The sequence below is a fragment of the Salinisphaera sp. G21_0 genome, from assembly GCF_017744115.1.
GTDB lineage: Bacteria > Pseudomonadota > Gammaproteobacteria > Pseudomonadales > Endozoicomonadaceae > Endozoicomonas.
On the sequence record NZ_JAGHQW010000014.1, the window covers coordinates 34,947 to 56,184 of the forward strand.

A 21,238-nucleotide genomic window follows, 5' to 3' on the forward strand; every position below is an offset into this window, starting at 1 on the left:
AACAGCAGTCTGCTTTTTATATTTTCATGAATTAATGAAATATAATTATGGATAGAAGCTCTGCTGGTATCAGTGGTAAATACACAAGATCAGGTAATGATTACAACCGACCGAATGGCCATGCCCCTTCTTCAGCGCGAGGACGATATAGACATGCCACAGTCAGACAATGGAATCATCCCCCCCGCACTGCACCGGGTCGCAATGAATTTTACCATTCTTCTGGAGCCAGCTCTTCTCAACATCTACAGGGCCGTTCAGTAAACCCTGTTCAGGATTTTAATGTCCTCATCAAACAGGAAATAATGGATGATCTGTTGAGAAAATCGGATCGTTTCGGTCATCGCTATGATGGGAGAAATCACGGGCAATATGCCAGTTCAATTAAAAAATACACGTCAGCTGCTAAAAGACCGTTAAATCGAGCGGAACAAAGCCAGCTGATACGTTTGCTGCAAAATTTCACAGCAACGCGGAGCTGGAACTGGCGAAGCCTGACGACAACATTTCATTCATTGACTTCAGCGGGTGTTTTTACCCCTCATAAACCCGCGAATCAGCGTGTTAAGCTCACTCAAGCTGCCTTATTGTCCACGCTACTTGATGCAATAATATTCAAGTGCAACCAAAAACCTCAAGCCAGGGATATTGATGCCCTGGGAACCTCCAACCTGCTGTGGGCCATGGCGAAACTGGTGGACAATGGGCAGAAGCAGACACCAGAGTTCAAAGAAGCCGTGGCCGCCCTATTGCCCCACGTGAATGCACAGCAAGACCAATTTATTCCTCAGGGCATCGCCAACCTGCTGTGGGCCATGGCAAAACTGGTGGACAACGGGGAGTGGACACCGGAGCTCAAAGAAGCTGTGGCCGCGCTGTTGCCCCATGTGAACGCACAGAAAGACCAATTTGATGCCCAGAATATTGCCAACCTGCTGTGGGCCATGGCGAAACTGGTGGACAACGGGCAAAAGCGGATACCAGAGCTCAACGAGGCCGTAGCCTTACTGCTGCCCCACGTGAACGTGCAAAAAACTAACTTTAAACCGCAGGGTATCGCCAACCTGCTGTGGGCCATGGCGAAACTGGTGGACAACGGCCAGGAGCGGACACCAGGGCTCAACGAGGCCGTGGCCGCCCTGTTGCCCCACGTGAACGCTCAGAAAGACCAATTTATTCCTCAGGCTATCGCCAACCTGCTGTGGGCCATGGCGAAACTGGTAGACAACGGGGAGTGTACACCAGAGCTCAAAGAAGCTGCGGCCACGCTGTTCCCCCATATGAACGCACAGAAAGACCAATTTAATACCCAGAATATTGCCAACCTGCTGTGGGCCATGGCGAAACTGGTGGACAATGGGGAGTGTACACCAGAGCTCAAAGAAGCTGTGGCCACGCTGTTGCCCCATGTGAAATCACAGAAAGACCAATTTAATACCCAGGCTATCGTCAACCTGCTGTGGGCCATAGCGAAACTGGTGGACAATGGGCAGGAGCAGACACCAGAGCTCAACGAGGCCATAGCCGCGCTGCTGCCCCACGTGAACGTACAGAAAGACCAATTTATTCCTCAGGCTATCGCCAACCTGCTGTGGGCCATGGCGAAACTGGTGGACAACGGGATGGATCGGACACCGGGTCTCAAAGAGGCCGCGGCCACACTGTTACCCCAGGTGAGCGCACAGAAAAACCAATTTATTCCTCAGCATATTGCCAAACTGCTGTGGGCCATGGCGAAACTGGTGGACAACGCTCAGGAGCAGACACCAGAACTCAAAGAGGCGGTGGCTGCGCTGCTGCCCCACGTAAACACACAAAAAGCTTGCTTTAACCCACAGGAAATCGTCAACCTGCTGTGGGCCATAGCGAAACTGGTGGACAATGGGCAGGAGCAGACACCAGGGCTCAAAGAGGCCGTGGTCGCGTTGTTGCCCAACATGAACAATCAGAAAGCTAACTTTAACCCACAGGAAATCGCCAACCTGCTGTGGGCCATAGCGAAACTGGTGGACAATGGGCAGGAGCAGACACCAGGGCTCAAAGAGGCCGTGGTCGCCCTGTTGCTCCTTGTGAACGCATTGAAAGACCAATTTAATGCCCAGGGGATTGCCAACCTGCTGTGGGCCATGGCGAAACTGGTGGACAACGGGCAGGAGTGGACACCAGAGCTTAAAGAAGCTGTGGCTGCGCAGATACCCCACGTGAACGCACAAAAAGCTAACTTTAAACCACAGGAAATTACCAACCTTCTGTGGTCCATAGCGAAACTGGTGGACAACGGTCAGGAGCAGACACCAGAACTCAAAGAGGCTGTGGCCTCGTTGTTGCCCAACGTGAACGCACGGAAAGATCAATTCAATGCCCAGGGCATTGTCAGCCTGCTGTGGGCCATGGCGAAACTGGTGGACAACGGGCAGGAGCAGGCAACAGGTCTCATGGAAGCCGCAGTCGCCCTGTTGCCCCACGTAAACACACAGAAAGACCAATTTATTCCTCAGCATATCGCCAACCTGCTGTGGGCCATGGCGAAACTGGTGGACAACGGGCAGGACCAGACACCAGCGCTCAAAAAGGCCGTGGTTGCCCTGTTGCCCCTCGTGAACGCACAGAAAGACCAATTTAATGCCCAGGCTATCGCCAACCTGCTGTGGGCCATGGTGAAATTAATGGACGACGTGCAAGAACCGACACCAGAGCTCAAAAAGACCGTCACTGCGCTGTTGCCCCAGGTGAACGCATTGAAAGACCAATTTAATGCCCAGGAAATCGCCAACCTGTTGTGGACCATGGCGAAACTGGTGGACGACGTGCATGACCAGACACCGAAGCTTAAAGAGGCCGTCACCACCCTGTTGCCCCACGTGAACGCAAAGAAAGACCAGTTTATTCCCCAGCATATCGCCAACCTGCTGTGGGCCATGGCGAAACTGGGTGAACTCGTTGAGCTGAATGTGGTTACCTCTACATTCGAATCGCTTGTCCACAAAATCAGTGAAAAACCTCAGCTCTCCAGGCAAGATATATCGATGTCTCTCTGGGGAGTCATGGTATGCTGTGCCAGGTTGTATCTGGTCTCCAATGCCAATAAAAATAACGTGCTTGAAAAGCACATGGATGACCTGTTGACTCGCCTGGAAAATACATCCCCCGATAATGAAGAGGATCAAACCATCATTGCCATGGCCGCCAGTTGGCTTGGCAGAGCGTGTCCATTCGCCCCCCATTACCAGACAATGACTTCAAAACCTCAAACCATCGTCCGCAATCAACTCCAATCATGCATGCCCTCTTTGAAGATTAAAGAAGAAAAGAGTCTGAACTCATTACCGCCAGTTGACCTGCTACTGCCAGATCACAACATGGTGATTGAAATTCAGGGACCGTTTCATTACGTGAGTAACGATTTCAAAACCCGGAATGGTTCAACTCTGCTTAAAATCGCACTGCTGCAAAAATCAGGGTTTGAGGTCATTGAAATCCCGATTAACAAGCTTTGGAGCCCGGATTCAATAAAACGATGTATTGATCAAATAAAGACCAGGATAAACACCCAACCAAAGGCGCATGGCTCTGAATCATTTCACAATCCAGAGTAGTTGTTCTTCTCCAACCACTTGCGTTTATAGACAGCTCAGCAAAATGAACTTCTGAGCAGGACAGCAGTCTGCTTTTTATATTTTCATGAATTAATGAAATATAATTATGGATAGAAGATCTGCTGGTATCAGTGGTAAATACGCAAGATCAGATAATTATTATAACCAACCGGGTGGCCATGCCGCTTCTTCAAGGCGTGGACGATATAGACATGCCACAGTCAGACAATGGAATCATCCCCCCCGCACTGCACCGGGTCGCAATGAATTTCACCATTCTTCTGGAGCCAGCTCTTCTCAACATCTACAGGGCCGTTCAGTAACCCCTGCTCAAGATTTTAATGCACTCATCAAACAGGAAATAATGGATGGTCTGGTGAGTAAATCGGGTCGTTTCGGTCATCGCTATGATGGGAGAAATCACGGTCAATATGCCAGTTCAATTAAAAAATACACGTTAACTTCTAAAAGACCTTTAAATCGGGCCGAGCAAAGCCAGCTGATACATTTGCTGCAAAATTTTACAGTAACACGGAGTTGGAACTGGCGAAGCCTGACGACGACACTTCATTCATTTACTTCAGCGGGTGTTTTTACCCCTCATAAACCCGTGGATACGCGTGTTAAGCTCACTCAAACTGCCTTATTGTCCACGCTACTTGATGTAATAATATTCAAGTGCAACCAAAAACCTAAAGCCAGGGATATTGATGCCCTGGGAATCTCCAACCTGCTGTGGGCCATGGCGAAACTGGTGGACAACGGGCAGAAGCAGACACCGGAGTTCAAAGAGGGCGTGGCCGCCCTGCTGCCCCACGTGAATGCACAGCAAGACCGATTTATTCCTCTGGGCATCGCCAACCTGCTGTGGGCCATGGCAAAACTGGTGGACAACGGGGAGTGGACACCGGAGCTCAAAGAAGCTGTGGCCACGCTGTTGCCCCATGTGAACGCACAGAAAGACCAATTTAATACCCAGAATATTGCCAACCTGTTGTGGGCCATGGCGAAACTGTCGGACAACGGGCAAAAGCGGACACCAGAGCTCAACGAGGCCTTAGCCGTGCTGCTGCGCCAGGTGAACGTACAAAAAGCTAACTTTAAACCGCAGGGTATCGCCAACCTGCTGTGGGCCATGGCGAAACTGGTGGACAACGGCCAGGAGCAGACACCAGAGCTCAACGAGGCCGTGGCCGCGTTGTTGCCCCGGGTGAACGCACAAAAAGCTAACTTTAAACCACAGGAAATCGCCAACCTGCTGTGGGCAATGGCGAAACTGGTGGATAGCGGGCTGGAGCGGACACCAAGGCTCAACGAGGCCGTGGCCTCGCTGTTGCCCCATGTGAACGTACAGAAAAACCAACTTAATGCCCGGGACATTGCCAACCTGTTGTGGGCCATGGCGAAACTGGTGGAAAACGGGCTGGAGCGGACACCAGGCCTCAACGAAGCCCTGGTCGCGCTGTTGCCCCGGGTGAACGCACAGAAAGACCAATTTAATGTCCAGGATATCGCCAACCTGCTGTGGGCCATGGCGAAACTGGTGGACAACGGCCAGGAACAGGCACCAGGGCTCAACGAGGCCGTGGCCGCCCTGTTGCCCCTCGTGAACGCACAGAAAGACCAACTTAATGCCCGGAGCATTACCAACCTGTTGTGGGCCATGGCGAAACTGCTGGACAACGGGCTGGAGCGGACACCTGGACTCAACGAGGCCCTGGTCGCGCTGTTGTCCCGGGTGAACGCACAGAAAGACCAATTTAATGTCCAGGATATCACCAACCTGCTGTGGGTCATGGCGAAACTGCTGGACAACGGGCAGGAGTGGACACCGGGTCTCAAAGAGATCATGGTCACACTGTTACCCCATGTGAGCGCACAGAAAAACCAATTTATTCCTCAGCATATTGCCAACCTGCTGTGGGCCATGGCTAAACTGGTGGGCAACGGGCTGGAGCGGACACCAGGACTCAACGAGGCCGTGGCAGCGCTATTGCCCCAAGTGATCGCACAGAAAGCTAACTTTAAACCACAGGAAATCACCAACCTGCTGTGGGCCATGGCTAAACTGGTGGACAACGGGCAGGAGCGGACACCAGAGCTCAACGAGGCCATGGCAGCGTTATTGCCCCACGTGAGCGCACAGAAAGCCAACTTTTCACCACAGGGTATTGCCAATCTGCTATGGGCCATGGCGAAACTGGTGGACAACCGGCAGGAGTCGACACCAGAACTCAACAAGGCCGTAGCCGCGCTGTTGCCCCACGTAAACAAACAAAAAGCTGACTTTAACCCACAGCATATCGCCAACCTGCTGTGGGCAATGGTGAAACTGGTGGACAACGGGCAAGAGAGGTCATCAGAACTCAACAAGGCCGTAGCCGCGCTGTTGCACCACTTAAACACACAGAAAGACCAATTTATTCCTCAGCATATCGCCAACCTGCTGTGGGCCATTGCGAAGCTGGTGGACAACGGGCAGAAGCAGACACCAGAGCTCAAAGAGCCCTTAGGCGCATTGTTGCCCCACCTGAATGCACAGAAAGCTAACTTTAAACCACAAGGTATCGCCAACCTGCTGTGGGCCATGGCGAAACTGGTGGACAACGGGCTGGAGCAGACACCAGCGCTCAACGAGGCTGTGGCCATGCTGTTGCCTCACGTGAACGCACAGAAAAACCAATTTACTCCTCAGCACATCGCCAACCTGCTGTGGGGCATGGCGAAACTGGCGGGCAACGGGCAAGAGTGGACACCAGAGTGCAAAGCGGCCGTGGCCGCGCTGTTACCCAACGTGAGAGCACAGAAAGCTAACTTTAAACCACAGGGTATCGCCAACCTGCTGTGGGCCATGGCGAAACTGGGTGAACTCGTTGAGCTGAACGTGGTTACCTCTATCTTCAAATCGCTTGTCCACAAAATCAGTGAAACCCCTCAGCTCTCTCAGCAAGATATATTTATGTCTCTCTGGGGCGTAATGGTATGCTGTGCCAGGTTGTCTCTGGTCTCCAATGCCACTACAAATAACGTGCTTGAAAAGCACATGGATGACCTGTTTACTCGCCTGGAAAATACATCCCCGGACAATGAAAAGGATCAGCGTATCATTGCCATGGCCGCCAGTTGGCTTGGCAGACCGTGTCCGATCGTCCCCCATTACCAGACAACCATTTCAAAACCTCAATCCGACTTCCGCGATCAACTCCAATCATGCATGCCCTCTTTGCAGATTGAAGAAGAAAAGAGCCTGAACTCATTGCCTCCCGCTGACCTGCTACTGCCAGATCACAACATGGTTATTGAAATTCAGGGACCGTCTCATTACGTAAGTAATGATTTCAAAATCAGGAATGGTTCGACTCTGCTAAAAATCGCGCTGCTGCAAAAAGCAGGATTTGAGGTTATTGAAATCCCGGTCAACCAGCTTTGGAACCCGGGTTTAATGAAACCATATATTGATAAAATAAAGACCAGGATAAACACCACGCCACAAGGGCATGGCTCTGAATCATTTAACAATCCAGAGTAGTTGTTCTTCTCCAGCCATTTGCGTTTATAGTTCAGCAAAATGAACTTCTGAGCAGAACCGCAGTCTGCTTTTTATATTTTCATGAATTAATGAAATATAATTATGGATAAAAGTTCTGCGGGTATCAGTGGTCAATACACAAGATCAGATAACGGTTACAACCGACCGAATGGCCATGCCCCTTCTTCAGGGCGTGGGCGATACCGACATGCCACAGTCAGGCAATGGGATAATCCCCCCAGCACTGCAACGGGTCGCAATGACTTTTACCACTCTTCTGGCACACGCTCTTCTCAACATCTACAGGGCCGTTCAGTAACCCCTTCTCAAGATTTTAATGCCCTCGTTAAGCAGGAAATCATGGATGGTCTGGTGAGAAAAGCGGATCGTTTCGGTCATCGCTATGATGGGAGAGATCACAGTCGATATGCCAGTTCAATTAAAAAATACACGTCAGCTGCTAAAAGACCGTTAAACCGGGCGGAACAAAGCCAGTTGATACGTATGCTGCAAAATTTTACCCCAACACGGCGTTGGGATTGGCGAAGCCTGACGACCACAATTCATTCATTGACTTCAGCGGGTGTTTTTACCCCTCATAACCCCATGGATGAGCGTGTTAAGCTTACTCAAGCTCACTTATTGTCAACGCTGCTTGATGCAATAATATTTAACTGCGACCAAAAAACTGAAGCCAGGAATATTGATGCCCGGGGTATCGCCAACCAGCTGTGGGCCTTGGCGAAACTGGTGGACAACGGGCTGGAGCGGACACCAGAGTTCAACGAGGCCGTTGTCGCGCTGTTGCCACGCGTGAACGCACAGAAAGACCAATTTAAGGCCCAGGGTATCACCAACCTGCTGTGGGCCATGGCGAAACTGGTGGACAACGGGCTGGAGCGGACACTAGTGCTCAAAGAGGCCGTGGCCGCCCTGTTGCCCCTCGTGGACGTACGAAAGAACCAACTTAATGCCCAGGGCATTACCAACCTGCTGTGGGCCATGGCGAAACTGGTGGACAACGGGCTGGAGCGGACACCTGGGCTCGACGAGGCCGTGGCCGCCCTGTTGCCCCTCGTGAACGCACAGAAAGACCAACTTAATGCCCAGGGCATTGCCAACCTGCTGTGGGCCATGGTGAAACTGGTGGACAACGGGCTGGAGCGGACACCAGAGCTCAAAGAGGCCCTGGCCGCCCTGCTGCCCCTCCTGAACGCACAGAAAAACCGAATTAATGCCCAGGGCATTACCAACCTGCTGTGGGCCATGGCGAAACTGGTGGACAACGGGCTGGAGCAGACACCAGGGCTCAACAAGGCCGTGGCCGTCCTGTTGCCCCTCGTGAACGCACAAAAAGACCAATTTAATGCCCAGAAAATTGCCAACCTGCTGTGGGCCATCGCGAAACTGGTGGACAGCGGGCTGGAGCGGACACCAGTGCTCAACGAGGCCGTGGCCACCCTGTTGCCCCATGTTAACGCACAGAAAGACCAGTTTAATGCCCAGGGCATGGTCAACCTGCTGTGGGCCATGGCGAAACTGTTGGACAACAGGCTGGAGCGGACACCTGGGCTCAAAGAGGCCGTGGCCGCCCTGTTGCCCCTCGTGAACACACAGAAAAACCGACTTAATGCCCAGGGCATTGCCAACCTGTTGTGGGCCATGGCGAAACTGGTGGACAACGGGCTGGAGCGGACACCAGGGCTCAAAGAGGCGGTAGTTGTGCTGCTACCTTACGTGAACGCACAGAAAGACCAATTTAATGCCCAGGGAATCACCAACCTATTGTGGGCCATGGCGAAACTGGTGGACAACGGGCTGGAGCGGACACCAGGGCTCAACATGGCCGTGGCCGCCCTGTTGCCCTATGTGAACGCACAGCAAAACCAATTTATTGCTCAGCATATCGCCAACCTGCTGTGGGCCATGGCGAAACTGGTGGACAATGGGCAGGAGCGGACACCAGCGCTCAACGAAGCCCTGGTCGCGCTGTTGTCCCGGGTGAACGCACAGAAAGACCAATTTAATGTCCAGGATATCGCCAACCTGCTGTGGGCCATGGCGAAACTGGTGAACAACGGGCAGAAGCAGACGCCAGGGCTCAACGACGCCGTGGCCACACTATTGCCCCACGTGAAGGTACAGAAAGCTAACTTTAAACCACAGGATATCACCAACCTGCTGTGGGCCATGGCGAAACTGGTGAACAACGGGCAGGAGCGGACACCTGAGCTCAAAGAGGCCGTGGCCGCACTGTTGCCCCATGTGAACGCACAGAAAGCTGACTTTAAACCACTGGTTATCGCCAACCTGCTGTGGGCCATGGCGAAACTGTCGGACTACGCCCAGGAGCGGACACCAGAGTTCATCGAGGCCGTGGCCACGTTGTTGCACTGCGTGAACGCAAAGAAAGACCAATTTATTCCTCAGCAGATCAGCAACCTGCTGTGGGCCATGGCAAAACTGGTGGACAACGGGCTGGAGCGGACACCAGCGCTCAACGAGGCCGTGGCCGCCCTGTTGCCCTACGTGACCGCACAGAAGGACCAATTGAATGCCCAGCATATTGCTAACCTGCTGTGGGCCATGGCGAAACTGGTGGACTACGGGCAAAAGCGGACACCAGCGCTCAACGAGGCTGTGGCCACGCTGTTGCCCCATGTGAACGCACAGAAAGACCAATTTCTTCCTCAGCACATCGCCAACCTGCTGTGGGCCATGGCGAAACTGGTGGACAACGGGCTGGAGTGGACACCCGAGTTCAAAGCGGCCATGGCCGCGCTGTTACCCCACGTGAACGCACAGAAAGCTAACTTTAAACCACAGGGCATCGCCAACCTGCTGTGGGCCATGGCGAGACTGGGTGAACTGGTTGAGCTGAATGTGTTTACCTCTACATTCGAATCGCTTGTCTACCGAATCAGTGAAAATCCTCAGTTCTCCAGGCAAGATATATTGATATCTCTCTGGGGCGTAATGGTATGCTGTGCCAGGTTGTCTCTGGTCTCCAATGCCAATAAAAATAACGTGTTTGAAAAGCACATGGATGACCTGTTGACTCGCCTGGAAAATACATCCCTGGACAATGAAAAGGATCGACACATTGTTATCATGGCCGCCAGTTGGCTTGGCAGAGCGTGTCCGCTCAACCCCCATTACCGGACAACCATTTCAGAACCTCAAACTTTCTTCCGCGATCAACTCCAGTCATGCATGCCCTCTTTGAAGATTGAAGAAGAAAAGTGCCTGAACTCATTGCCTCCCGTTGACCTGCTACTGCCAGATCACAACATTATTATTGAAGTTCAGGGGCCGTTTCATTACGTGAATGGTGATTTCAAAACCAGGAAAGGTTCGACTCTGCTGAAAATCGCACTGTTGCAAAAAGCAGGGTTTGAAGTCATTGAAATCCCGGTTAACCAGCTTTGTAACCAGGATTTAATGAAACCATTTATTGATCAAGTAAAGAAGAGAACAAACAGCCAGTAATCGTCTCCCTGTCATCATGACTCAGGAACCGTTTTCACAATTCAGAGTAGATGTTCTTCTCCAACCACTTGCGTTTATAAACCGTTCAGCAAAATGAACTTCTGAACAGAACCGCAGTCTGCTTTTTATATTCTCATGAATTAATGAAATATAATTATGGATAGAAGATCAGCTGGTATCAGTGGTAATGACACAAGATCGGGTAATGATTACAACCAACCGAATAACCCTGCCCCTTCTTCAGGGCGTGGGCGATACAGACATGCCACAGTCAGACAATGGGATCATCCCCCCCGCACTGCACCGGATCACAATGAATGTTACCATTCTTCTGGCACACGCTCTTCTCAACATCTACAGCGCCGTTCGGTAAACCCTGCTGAAGATTTTAACGCCCTCATCAAACAGGAAATAATGGATGATCTGGTGAGAAGATCGGATCGTTTCGGTCATCGCTATAATGGAAAAAATCACAGTCAATTTGCCAGTTCAATTAAAAAATACACGTCAGCTGCAAAAAGATCGTTAAACCGTGCGGAACAAAGCCAGCTCATACGTATGCTGCAAAACTTTACCCCAACACGGAGTTGGAATTGGCGAAGCCTGACGACAACACTTCATTCATTGACTTCAGCGGGTGCTTTCATCCCTTATAAACCCATGCATGAGCGTATTCAGTCGACTCAAGCTGCCCTATTGTCAACTCTGCTTGATGCAATAATATTTAACTGCAACCAAAAACCTGAAGCCAGGGATATTGATGCCCAGGGAATCGCCAACCTGCTTTGGGCCATGGCGAAACTGGTGCACAGCGGGCAGAAGCAGACACCAGAGTTCAAAGGGGCCATGGCCGCCCTGCTGCCCCACGTGAACGTACTGAAAGACCAATTCAACGCCCAGGCTATCGCCAACCTGCTGTGGGCCATGGCGAAACTGGTGGACAACGGGGAGTGGACACCAGAGCTCAAAGAAGCTGTGGCCGCCCTGTTGCCCCGCGTGAACGCACAGAAAGACCAACTTACTGACCAGGGCATTACCAACCTGCTGTGGGCCATTACGAAACTGGTGGACAACAGGCTTGAGCAGACACCAGGACTCAACGAGGCCCTGACCGCCCTGTTGCCCCTCGTGAACACACAGAAAAACCAACTTAGTGCCCGGGACATTGCCAACCTGTTGTGGGCAATGGTGAAACTGCTGGAAAACGGGCTGGAGCGGACACCAGGGCTCAACGAGGCCGTAGCCGCCCTGTTGCCCCTCGTGAACTCACTGAAAGCTAACTTTAAACCACAGGGTATCGCCAACCTGCTGTGGGCCATGGCGAAACTGGTGGAAAATACGAAGCAGCAGACATCAGGGCTCAACGAGACCGTGGCCGTCCTGTTGCCTCTCGTGAACGCGCAGAAAGACCAATTTATTCCTCAGCATATCGCCAACCTGCTGTGGGCCATGGCGAAACTGGTTGAAAACGGGCTGGAGCGGACACCAGGACTCAACGATGCCCTGGTCGCACTGTTGCCCCGGGTGAACGCACAGAAAGACCAATTTAATGTCCAGGATATCACCAACCTGCTGTGGGCCATGGCGAAACTGGAGGACAACGAGCAAAAGTGGACACCAGGGCTCAAAGAGGCCGTGGCCGCACTGCTGCCCCAGGTGAAAGCTCAGAAAAACCAATTTCATGCCCAGGTTATCACCAACCTGCTGTGGACCATGGCGAAACTGGTGGGCAACGGGCTGGAGCGGACAACAGGACTCAACGAGGCCGTGGCCGCGCTATTGCCCCAGGTGATCGCACAGAAAGCTAACTTTACACCACAGGAAATCACCAACCTGCTGTGGGCCATGGCGAAACTGGTGGACAACGGGCAAAAGCGGACACCAGAGCTTAACGGGGCCATGGCCGCGTTGTTGCCGCAAGTAAGCGCACAGAAAACCAACTTTACACCACAGGGTATTGCCAACCTGCTATGGGCCATGGCAAAACTGGTGGACAACGGGCAGGAGTCGACCTCAGAACTCAACCAGGCCGTGGCCGCACTGTTGCCCCAAGTGAATGCACAGAGAGCTGCCTTTAAACCACAAGGTATCGCCAACCTGCTGTGGGCCATGGCGAAACTGATAGACAACGGGCATGAGAGGTCACCAGAACTCAACAAGGCCGTAGCTGCGCTGTTGCCCCGCGTGAACTCACAGAAAAACCAACTTAATGCCCAGACCATTGCCAACCTGCTGTGGGCCATGGCGAAACTGGTGGACAACGGGCTGGAGTCGACACCAGAACTCAACGAGGCCGTGACCGCACTGTTGCCCCACGTGAATGATCTGAGAGCTACCTTTAAACCACAAGAGATCGCCAACCTGCTGTGGGCCATGGCGAAACTGGCGCACAACGGGCAGGAGCAGATACCAGCGCTTAACAAGGCCGTGGTCGCTCTGTTGCCCCACGTGAAAATACAGAAAGACCAATTTATTCCTCAACACATCGCCAACCTGCTGTGGGCCATGGCAAAACTGGTGGATAACGGGCAGGCGTGGACACCAGAGTTCAAAGCGGCTGTGGCCGCGCTGTTACCCAACGTGAGCGCACAGAAAGCTAACTTTAAACCACAGGGTATCGCCAACCTGCTGTGGGCCATGGCGAAACTGGGTGAACTCGTTAAGCGGAATGTGGTTACCTCTGCATTCGAATCGCTTGTCTACCGAATCAGTGAAAACCCTCAGCTCTGCAGGCAAGATATATCGATGTCTCTCTGGGGCGTAATGGTATGCTGTGCAAGGTTGGCTCTAAACTCCAATGCCAATAAAAATAACGTGCTTGAAAAGCACATGGATATCCTGTTGACTCGCCTGGAAAATACATTCCCAGATAATGAGGAGGATCAAACCATCATTGTCATGGCCGCAAGTTGGCTTGGCAGAGCGAGTCCGTTCAACCCCCATTACCAGACAACCATTTCAAAACATCAGGCCGTCTTCCGCAATCAACTCCAATCATGCATGCCCTCTTTGAAGATTGAAGAAGAAAAGAGTCTGAACTCATTACCTCCGGTTGACCTGCTACTGCCAGATCACAACATGGTGATTGAAGTTCAGGGATCGTCTCATTACGTCAATGGTGATTTCAAAACCAGGAAGGGTTCGACGCTGCTTAAAATCGCGCTGCTGCAAAAATCAGGATTTGAGGTCATTGAAATCCCGGTTAACCGGCTTTGGAACCAGGATTTAATGAAACCATTTATTGATCAAATAAAGAAGAGAACAAACAGCCAGTAATCGCCTCCCTGCCATCGTGACTCAGGAACCGTTTTCACAATTCAGAGTAGATGCTCTTCGCCAACCACTTGCGTTTATAAACCGTTCAGCAAAATGAACTTCTGAACAGAACCGCAGTCTGCTTTTTAAATTCTCATGAATTAATGAAATATAATTATGGATAGAAGATCTGCTGGTATCAGTGGTAAATACACAAGATCAGGTAATAATTACACCCAACCGAATAACCATCCCCCTTCTTCAGGGCGTGGGCGATATAGACATGCCACAGTCAGACCATGGAATAATCCCCCCCGTACTGCACCGGATCGCAATGAATTTTACCATTCTTCAGGCACACGCTCTTCTCAACATCTACAGGGGCGTTCAGTAAACCCTGCTCAGGATTTTAATGCCCTCATCAAACAGGAAATAATGGATGATCTGTTGAGTAAATCGGATCGTTTCGGTCATCGCTATAATGGGAAAAATCACAGTCAATATGCCATTTCAATTAAAAAATACACGTCAGCTGCTAAAAGACCGTTAAACCGGGCGGAACAAACCCAGCTGATACGTATGCTGCAAAATTTCACCCCAACACGGCGCTGGGATTGGCGAAGCCTGACGACAACACTTCATTCATTTACTTCAGCGGGTGTTTTTACCCCTTATAAACCCATGCATGAACGTGTTCAGCTGACTCAAGCTGCCTTATTGTCAACTTTGCTTGATGCAATAATATTTAACTGCAACCAAAAACCTGAAGCCCGGGATATTGATGCCTGGGGTATCGCCAATCTGCTGTGGGCCCTGGCGAAACTGGTGGACAACGGCCAGAAGCAGACACCAGAATTCAACGAGGCCTTGGCCGCCGTGCTGCCCCACGTGAACGTACAGAAAGACCAATTCAATCCTCAGGGTATCGCCAACCTGCTGTGGGCCATTGCGAAACTGGTGGACAACGGGCTGGAGCAGACATCAGGGCTCAACGAGGCCGTGGCCGCCCTGTTGCCCCTCGTGAACGCACACAAAGACCGACTTAATGCCCAGGGCATTACCAACCTGCTGTGGGCCATCACGAAACTGGTGGACAACGGGCTGGAGCGAACACCAGGGCTCAACGGGGCCGTGGCCGCACTGTTGCCCCTCGTGAACGCACAGAAAAACCAACTTAATGCCCGGGACATTGCCAACCTGCTGTGGGCCATTACGAAACTGGTGAACAACGGGCTGGAGCGGACACCAGGGTTCAACGAGGCCATGGCCGCACTGTTGCCCCTCGTGAACGCACAGAAAGACCAACTTAATGCCCAGGGCATTACCAACCTGCTGTGGGCCATTACGAAACTGGTGGACAACGGGCTGGAGCGGACACCAGGGCTCAACGAGGCCGTGGCCGCCCTGTTGCCCCTCGTGAACGCACAGAAAAACCAACTTAATGCCCGGGACATTACCAACCTGCTGTGGGCCATTACGAAACTGCTGGAAAACGGGCTGAAGCGGACACCAGGGCTCAACGAGGCCGTGGCCGCCCTGTTGCCTCTCGTGAACGCGCAGAATGACCAATTTATTCCTCAGCAAATCGCCAACCTGCTGTGGGCCATGGCGAAACTGATTGACAACAGGCAGGAGTCGACACCAGAACTCAACGAGGCCGTAGCCGCCCTGTTGCCCCACGTGAATGCACTGAGAGCTACCTTTAAACCACAAGGTATCGCCAACCTGCTGTGGGCTATGGCGAAACTGGTGGACAACGAGCAGGAGTGGACACCAGGACTCAAAGAGGCCGTGGCCGCGCTGTTGCCCCACGTGAACGTACAGAAAAATAAATTTAATGCCCAGGGAATCGCCAACCTGCTGTGGGCCATGGCGAAACTGGTGGACAACGGGCAGGATCGGACACCAGAGCTCAACGAGGCCGTGGCCGCACTGTTGACCCACGTGAACGTACAGAAAGACCAATTTAAAGCCCGGGATATCGCCAACCTGCTGTGGGCCATGGCGAAACTGGTGGACAGCGGGCAGAAGCAGACACCAGTGCTCAAAGAGGCTTTGGCCGCCCTGTTGCCCCACGTGAACGCACAAAAGGCTCACTTTAAACCACAGGGTATCACCAACCTGCTGTGGGCCATGGCGAAACTGGTGGACAACGGGCATGAGAGGTCACCAGAACTCAACAAGGCCGTAGCTGCGCTGTTGCCCCTCGTAAACTCACAGAAAAACCAACTTAATGCCCAGGCCATTGCCAACCTGCTGTGGGCCATGGCGAAACTGGTGGACAACGGGCAGGAGTCGACACCAGAACTCAACGAGGCCGTGACCGCACTTTTGCCCCACGTGAATGCACAGAGAGCTACCTTTAAACCACAAGAGATCGCCAACCTGCTATGGGCCATGGCGAAACTGGTGGACAACGGGCAGGAACAGACACCAGCGCTCAACGAGGCTGTGGCCACGCTGTTGCCTCACGTGAACGCACAGAAAGACCAATTTATTCCTCAGCACATCGCCAGCCTGCTGTGGGCCATGGCGAAACTGGTGGATAACGGGCAGGAGTGGGCACCAGAGTTCCAAGCGGCCGTGGCTGCGTTGTTACCCCACGTGAGGGCACAGAAAGCTAACTTTAAACCACAGGGTATCGCCAACCTGCTGTGGGCCATGGCGAAACTGGGTGAACTCGTTGAGCTGAATGTGGTTACCTCTACATTCGAATCGCTTGTCTACCGAATCAGTGAAAACCCTCAGCTCTCCAGGCAAGTTATATCGATGTCTCTATGGGGCGTAATGGTATGCTGTGCCAGGTTGTCTCCAGACTCCAATGCCAATAAAAATAACGTGCTTGAAAAGCACATGGATGACCTATTGACTCGCCTGGAAAATACATCACCGGATAATGAAGAGGATCAAACCACCATGGCCATGGCCGCCAGTTGGCTTGGCAGAGCGTGTCCGTTCAACCCCCATTACCAGACAACCATTTCAAAACATCAGGCCAACTTCCGCAATCAACTCCAATCATGCATACCCTCTTTGAAGATTGAAGAAGAAAAGAGTCTTAACTCATTACCTCCGGTTGACCTGCTACTGCCAGATCACAACATGGTGATTGAAGTTCAGGGATCGTCTCATTACGTCAATGGTGATTTCAAAACCAGGAAGGGTTCGACGCTGCTTAAAATCGCACTGCTGCAGAAATCAGGATTTGAGGTCATTGAAATCCCGGTTAACAGGCTTTGGAACCAGAGTTTAATGAAACCATTTATTGATCGAATAAAGAAGAGAACAAACAGCCAGTAATCGTCTCCCTGCCATCAAGACTCAAGAACCGTTTTTACAATTCAGAGTAGATGCAGGGCGGTTGCACCTGATGTACGATAGTTTATATTTTTGTTCTACTCATGATTGCCAGCGTTGTTGACCGTACATTCCCAGACAATTCAGAACACAATTCAGGCCGAATTCTGAAAAAAGAAGCCAACGCTTGGATAATTTGCACAAAAATCTACAGGCCTTTTACAAAGCTTGTACCATTTGTTGCTTCTGTTATCTTGATTTAAACCAACTGTTTAGTCAGGATAAAATTTCTCCAGCACCAGCTCAGTTCGATAGTCCTGATCTAATCCTGCCAGTTGGATCCGGGCTGCCATACTCTCTTTCTCAAAGCGGTTACTTTGTTTGTGGGCATTGAAACACCACCGCCTTACTGTCGCAACGTTCTTTGCCGCTGTTCGTATGGATTTTAGAGGCGTCTTCTTTAAAGCACATCGAGAATTTCGGGGATAGCAGTAATCTCATTGGACTTAGTATCAATGGGGGTAAATCCTAATATAAGCTTAAGCTCTGAGCTGTATGCACTGACCATATGAACCAGCTTCTTGCCTTTAGCTGGGCGAGAGCCACGTAGTGCCTGCCATCAATAGCTATAACATTGTCGTTTTTTTCTGGATGAGGCCCCATTTTATGAGCATTTATCACCGATAATGTGTCGCTTACCCAATCAACAAATAACTGCGTAAAAGCTTCTGGATCAAGCAGTTTGCACACTGTTGCAATAGTTTAATGGGAAGGAAAACCAAATTGGTAAGGAAAAAACATACGAAACCAGCAATGGTTATACTTGGCGAATCGCTCCATGCCTTGCCATGTCGTATAACCATTCAAAATACTGACATAAACGATAAATATGACTTCCGGAAGTGGATACGTAACGTGATCTTCGCTACGAGGCTCAGCCAGTGATTTAATCCTTACGACCATTGGTGTGTAGCTGGACATTGTCATACCTCGGGTTACATCTGAGGTATGTTAATAGTACATATGTACATCTCATGCTACCGCCCTGTTTTCACAATTCAGCGTAGATATTCTCGTCCAACCATTTGCGTTTATAAACCGTTCAGCAAAATGAACTTCTGAGCAGAACAGCAGTCTGCATTTTATATTCTCATGAATTAATGAAATATGATTATGGATAGCAGATCTGCTGGTGTCAGTGGTAAATACACAAGATCAGGTAATGATTACAACCAACCGAATGACCATGCCCGTTCTTCAAGGCGTGGGCGATATAGATATGCCACAGTCAGACAATGGGATCATCCCCCCGCAATGCCCCGGGTCGCAATGAATTTTACCATTCTTCTGGCACACGTTCTTCTCAACATCTCCAGGGCCGTTCAGTAAACCCTGCTCAAGATTTTAATGCCCTCATCAAACAGGAAATAATGGATGATCTGGTGAGTAAATCGGATCATTTCGGTCATCGCTATGATGGGAGAAATCACGGGCAATATGCCAGTTTAATTAAAAAATACACGTCAGCTGCTAAAAGGCCGTTAAATCGAGCTGAACAAAGCCAGCTGATACGTATGCTGCAAAATTTTACCCCAACACGGAGCTGGAATTGGCGAAGCCTGACGACAACACTGCACTCATTTACTTCAGCAGGTGTTTTTACCCCTCATAAACCCATGAATGAGCATGTTAAGCTCACTCAAGCTGCCTTATTGTCAACGCTACTTGATGCAATAATATTTAACTGCAACCTAAAACCTGAAGCCAGTAATATTGGTGCTCAGGAAATCGCTAACCTGCTGTGGGCCATGGCGAAACTGCTGGACAGCGGGCAGGAGCGGACGCAAGAGCTCAACGAGGCCGTGGCCGCGCTGTTGCCCCAGGTAAACGTACAGAAAGATCAATTTATTCCTCAGGCTATCGCCAACCTGCTGTGGGCCATGGCAAAAATGGTAGACAACGGACAGGAGCACACACCGGGGCTCAAAGAGGCCGTGGCTGCGCTGTTGCCCCACGTGAACGCACAAAAAGCTCACTTTAAACCACAGGAAATCGCCAACCTGCTGTGGGCCATGGCGAAACTGGTGGACAACAAGCAGGAGCAAACACCAGAGTTCAACGAGGCCGTGGCTGCGCTGTTGCCCCACGTGAAAGCACAGAAAGACCAATTTATTCCTCAGCATATCGGCAACCTGCTGTGGGCCATGGCGAAACTGGCGGACAACAAGCAGGAGCAGACACCAGAGTTCAACGAGGCCGTGGCTGCGCTGTTGCCCCACGTGAACGCACAGAAAGACCAATTTATTCCTCAGCATATCGCCAACCTGCTGTGGGCCATGGCGAAACTGGTGGACAACGGTCAGGAGCGGACACCAGAACTCAAAGAGACCGTAGCCGCACTGTTACCGCGCGTGAACGCACAGAAAGCCCAGTTTAAAGTCCAGGGTATCGCCAACCTGCTGTGGGCCATGGCGAAACTGGTGGACAACGGGCAGGTGCAGACACCAGGGCTCAAAGAGGCCGTGGCCGCCCTGTTGCCCCTCGTGAACGCACAGAAAAACCAAGTTAATCCCCAGGGCATTGTCAACCTGCTGTGGGCTATGGCAAAACTGGTGGAAAACGGGCTGGAGCGGACACCAGGGCTCAAAGAGGCGGTGGTGGCGCTGTTACCCCATGTGAACGCACAGAAAGGCCAATTTACTGCCCAGGGAATCGCCAACCTGCTGTGGGCCATGGCAAAACTGGTGGACAACGGGCTGGAGCGTACACCAGGGCTTAAAGAGGCCATGGTCGCGCTGTTCCCCCATGTGAACGCACAGAAAGACCAATTTATTCCTCAGAATATCGCCAACCTGCTGTGGGCCATGGCGAAACTGGTGGACAACGGGCTGGAGCGTACACCAGGGCTCAAAGAGGCCTTAGCCGCCCTGTTGCCCCTCGTGAACGCACAGAGAGCTACCTTTAAACCACAAGGTATCGCCAACATGCTGTGGGCCATGGCGAAACTGGTGGACAACGGGCATGACCAGACACCAGAACTCAACGAGGCCATGGCCGCGCTATTGCCTCACGTAAACACACAGAAAGCTAGCTTTAATCCTCAGGAAATCGCCAACCTGCTGTGGGCCATGGCGAAACTGGTGGACAACGGGCTGGAGCAGACTCCAGGGCTCAACGATGCCATGGCCGCGCTGTTGCCCCTCGTGAACGTACATAAAGGCCAATTTAATGGTCAGGGTATCGCCAACCTGCTGTGGGCCATGGCGAAACTGGTGGACAACGGGCAGGAGCAAACACCAGGGCTCAAAGAGGCCGTGGCCGCGCTGTTGCCCCACGTGAATGCACAGAAAGACCAATTTATTCCTCAGCATATCGCCAACCTGCTGTGGGCCTTGGCGAAACTGGGTGAGCTTGTTGAGCTGAACGTGCTTACCTCTACGTTCGAATCGCTTGTCTACAAAATCAGTGAAACCCCCCGGCTCTCTCAGCAAGACATATTGATGACCCTCTGGGGAGTAATGGTATACTGTGCCAGGTTGTCTCTGGTCTCCAATGCCAACAAAAATAACTGGCTTGAAAAGCATATTAATGACCTGTTTACCCGCCTGAAAAATACATCCCCAGACAATGAAGAGGATCAATCCATCATGATCATGGCCGCCAGTTGGCTTGGCAGAGCGTGTCCGGTCGTCCCCCATTACCAGACAATCACTTCAAAGCCTCAATCCGGCTTCCGCGATCAGCTCCAATCATGTATGCCCTCTTTGAAGATTGAAGAAGAAAAGAGTTTGAACTCATTACCTCCGGTTGACCTGCTTCTGCCAGATCACAACATAGTGATTGAAGTTCAGGGACCGTCTCATTACGTGGGTGGTGATTTCAAAACCAGGAAGGGTTCGACGCTGCTGAAAATCGCACTGCTGCAGAAATCAGGATTTGAGGTCATTGAAATCCCGGTTAACAGGCTTTGGAACCTGGATTTAATGAAACCATTTATTGATCAAATAAAGAGGAGAACAAACAGCCAGTAATGGTCTCCCTGCCATCAAGACTCAAGAACCGTTTTCTCAAT

The 21,238-nt window shown here is 51.4% G+C and carries 8 protein-coding genes; 7 read left to right on the plus strand and 1 reads right to left on the minus strand.

Translation table 11 applies throughout. The features are described from left to right. Positions 1-47: 47 nt before the first annotated feature. The 5 genes from J7439_RS08470 to J7439_RS08490 all read left to right on the plus strand — a co-directional run bounded on the left by J7439_RS08470 (position 48) and on the right by J7439_RS08490 (position 17,169). Positions 48-3,596 (plus strand): RAP domain-containing protein, encoded by a 3,549-nt coding sequence (locus tag J7439_RS08470; RefSeq protein ID WP_209201396.1) that lies wholly within the window; start codon positions 48-50, stop codon positions 3,594-3,596. Between the two features lie 106 nt (positions 3,597-3,702). Then, positions 3,703-7,125 (plus strand): RAP domain-containing protein, encoded by a 3,423-nt coding sequence (locus J7439_RS08475; RefSeq protein ID WP_209201397.1) that lies wholly within the window; start codon positions 3,703-3,705, stop codon positions 7,123-7,125. Positions 7,126-7,227: 102 nt separating this feature from the next. Then, on the plus strand, positions 7,228-10,614 hold the full coding sequence (locus J7439_RS08480; RefSeq protein WP_209201398.1) for an RAP domain-containing protein: 3,387 nt from the start codon (positions 7,228-7,230) through the stop codon (positions 10,612-10,614). Positions 10,615-10,770: 156 nt separating this feature from the next. Continuing rightward, the gene (locus J7439_RS08485) at positions 10,771-13,890 is read left to right on the plus strand and encodes an RAP domain-containing protein (RefSeq protein WP_209201399.1); all 3,120 of its coding nucleotides are present in this window, start codon (positions 10,771-10,773) and stop codon (positions 13,888-13,890) included. 156 nt (positions 13,891-14,046) lie between these two features. Next, positions 14,047-17,169 (plus strand): RAP domain-containing protein, encoded by a 3,123-nt coding sequence (locus J7439_RS08490; protein WP_209201400.1) that lies wholly within the window; start codon positions 14,047-14,049, stop codon positions 17,167-17,169. A 759-nt stretch (positions 17,170-17,928) separates the two neighbouring features. Here the strand turns inward: J7439_RS08490 and J7439_RS27005 are convergent. Continuing rightward, a complete protein-coding gene (locus tag J7439_RS27005; RefSeq protein ID WP_353623023.1) occupies positions 17,929-18,153 on the minus strand; it encodes a transposase family protein in 225 nt (74 codons plus the stop codon). Between the two features lie 186 nt (positions 18,154-18,339). Between J7439_RS27005 and J7439_RS08500 the strand changes: the two genes are divergently transcribed. Beyond that, a complete protein-coding gene (locus J7439_RS08500) occupies positions 18,340-18,555 on the plus strand; it encodes a hypothetical protein (protein ID WP_209201402.1) in 216 nt (71 codons plus the stop codon). After that, entirely contained in the window at positions 18,462-21,197 is a 2,736-nt protein-coding gene (locus tag J7439_RS08505) for an RAP domain-containing protein (protein ID WP_209201403.1), read from the plus strand. The genes J7439_RS08500 and J7439_RS08505 overlap by 94 nt, the downstream gene beginning before the upstream one ends. Positions 21,198-21,238: the final 41 nt, after the last annotated feature.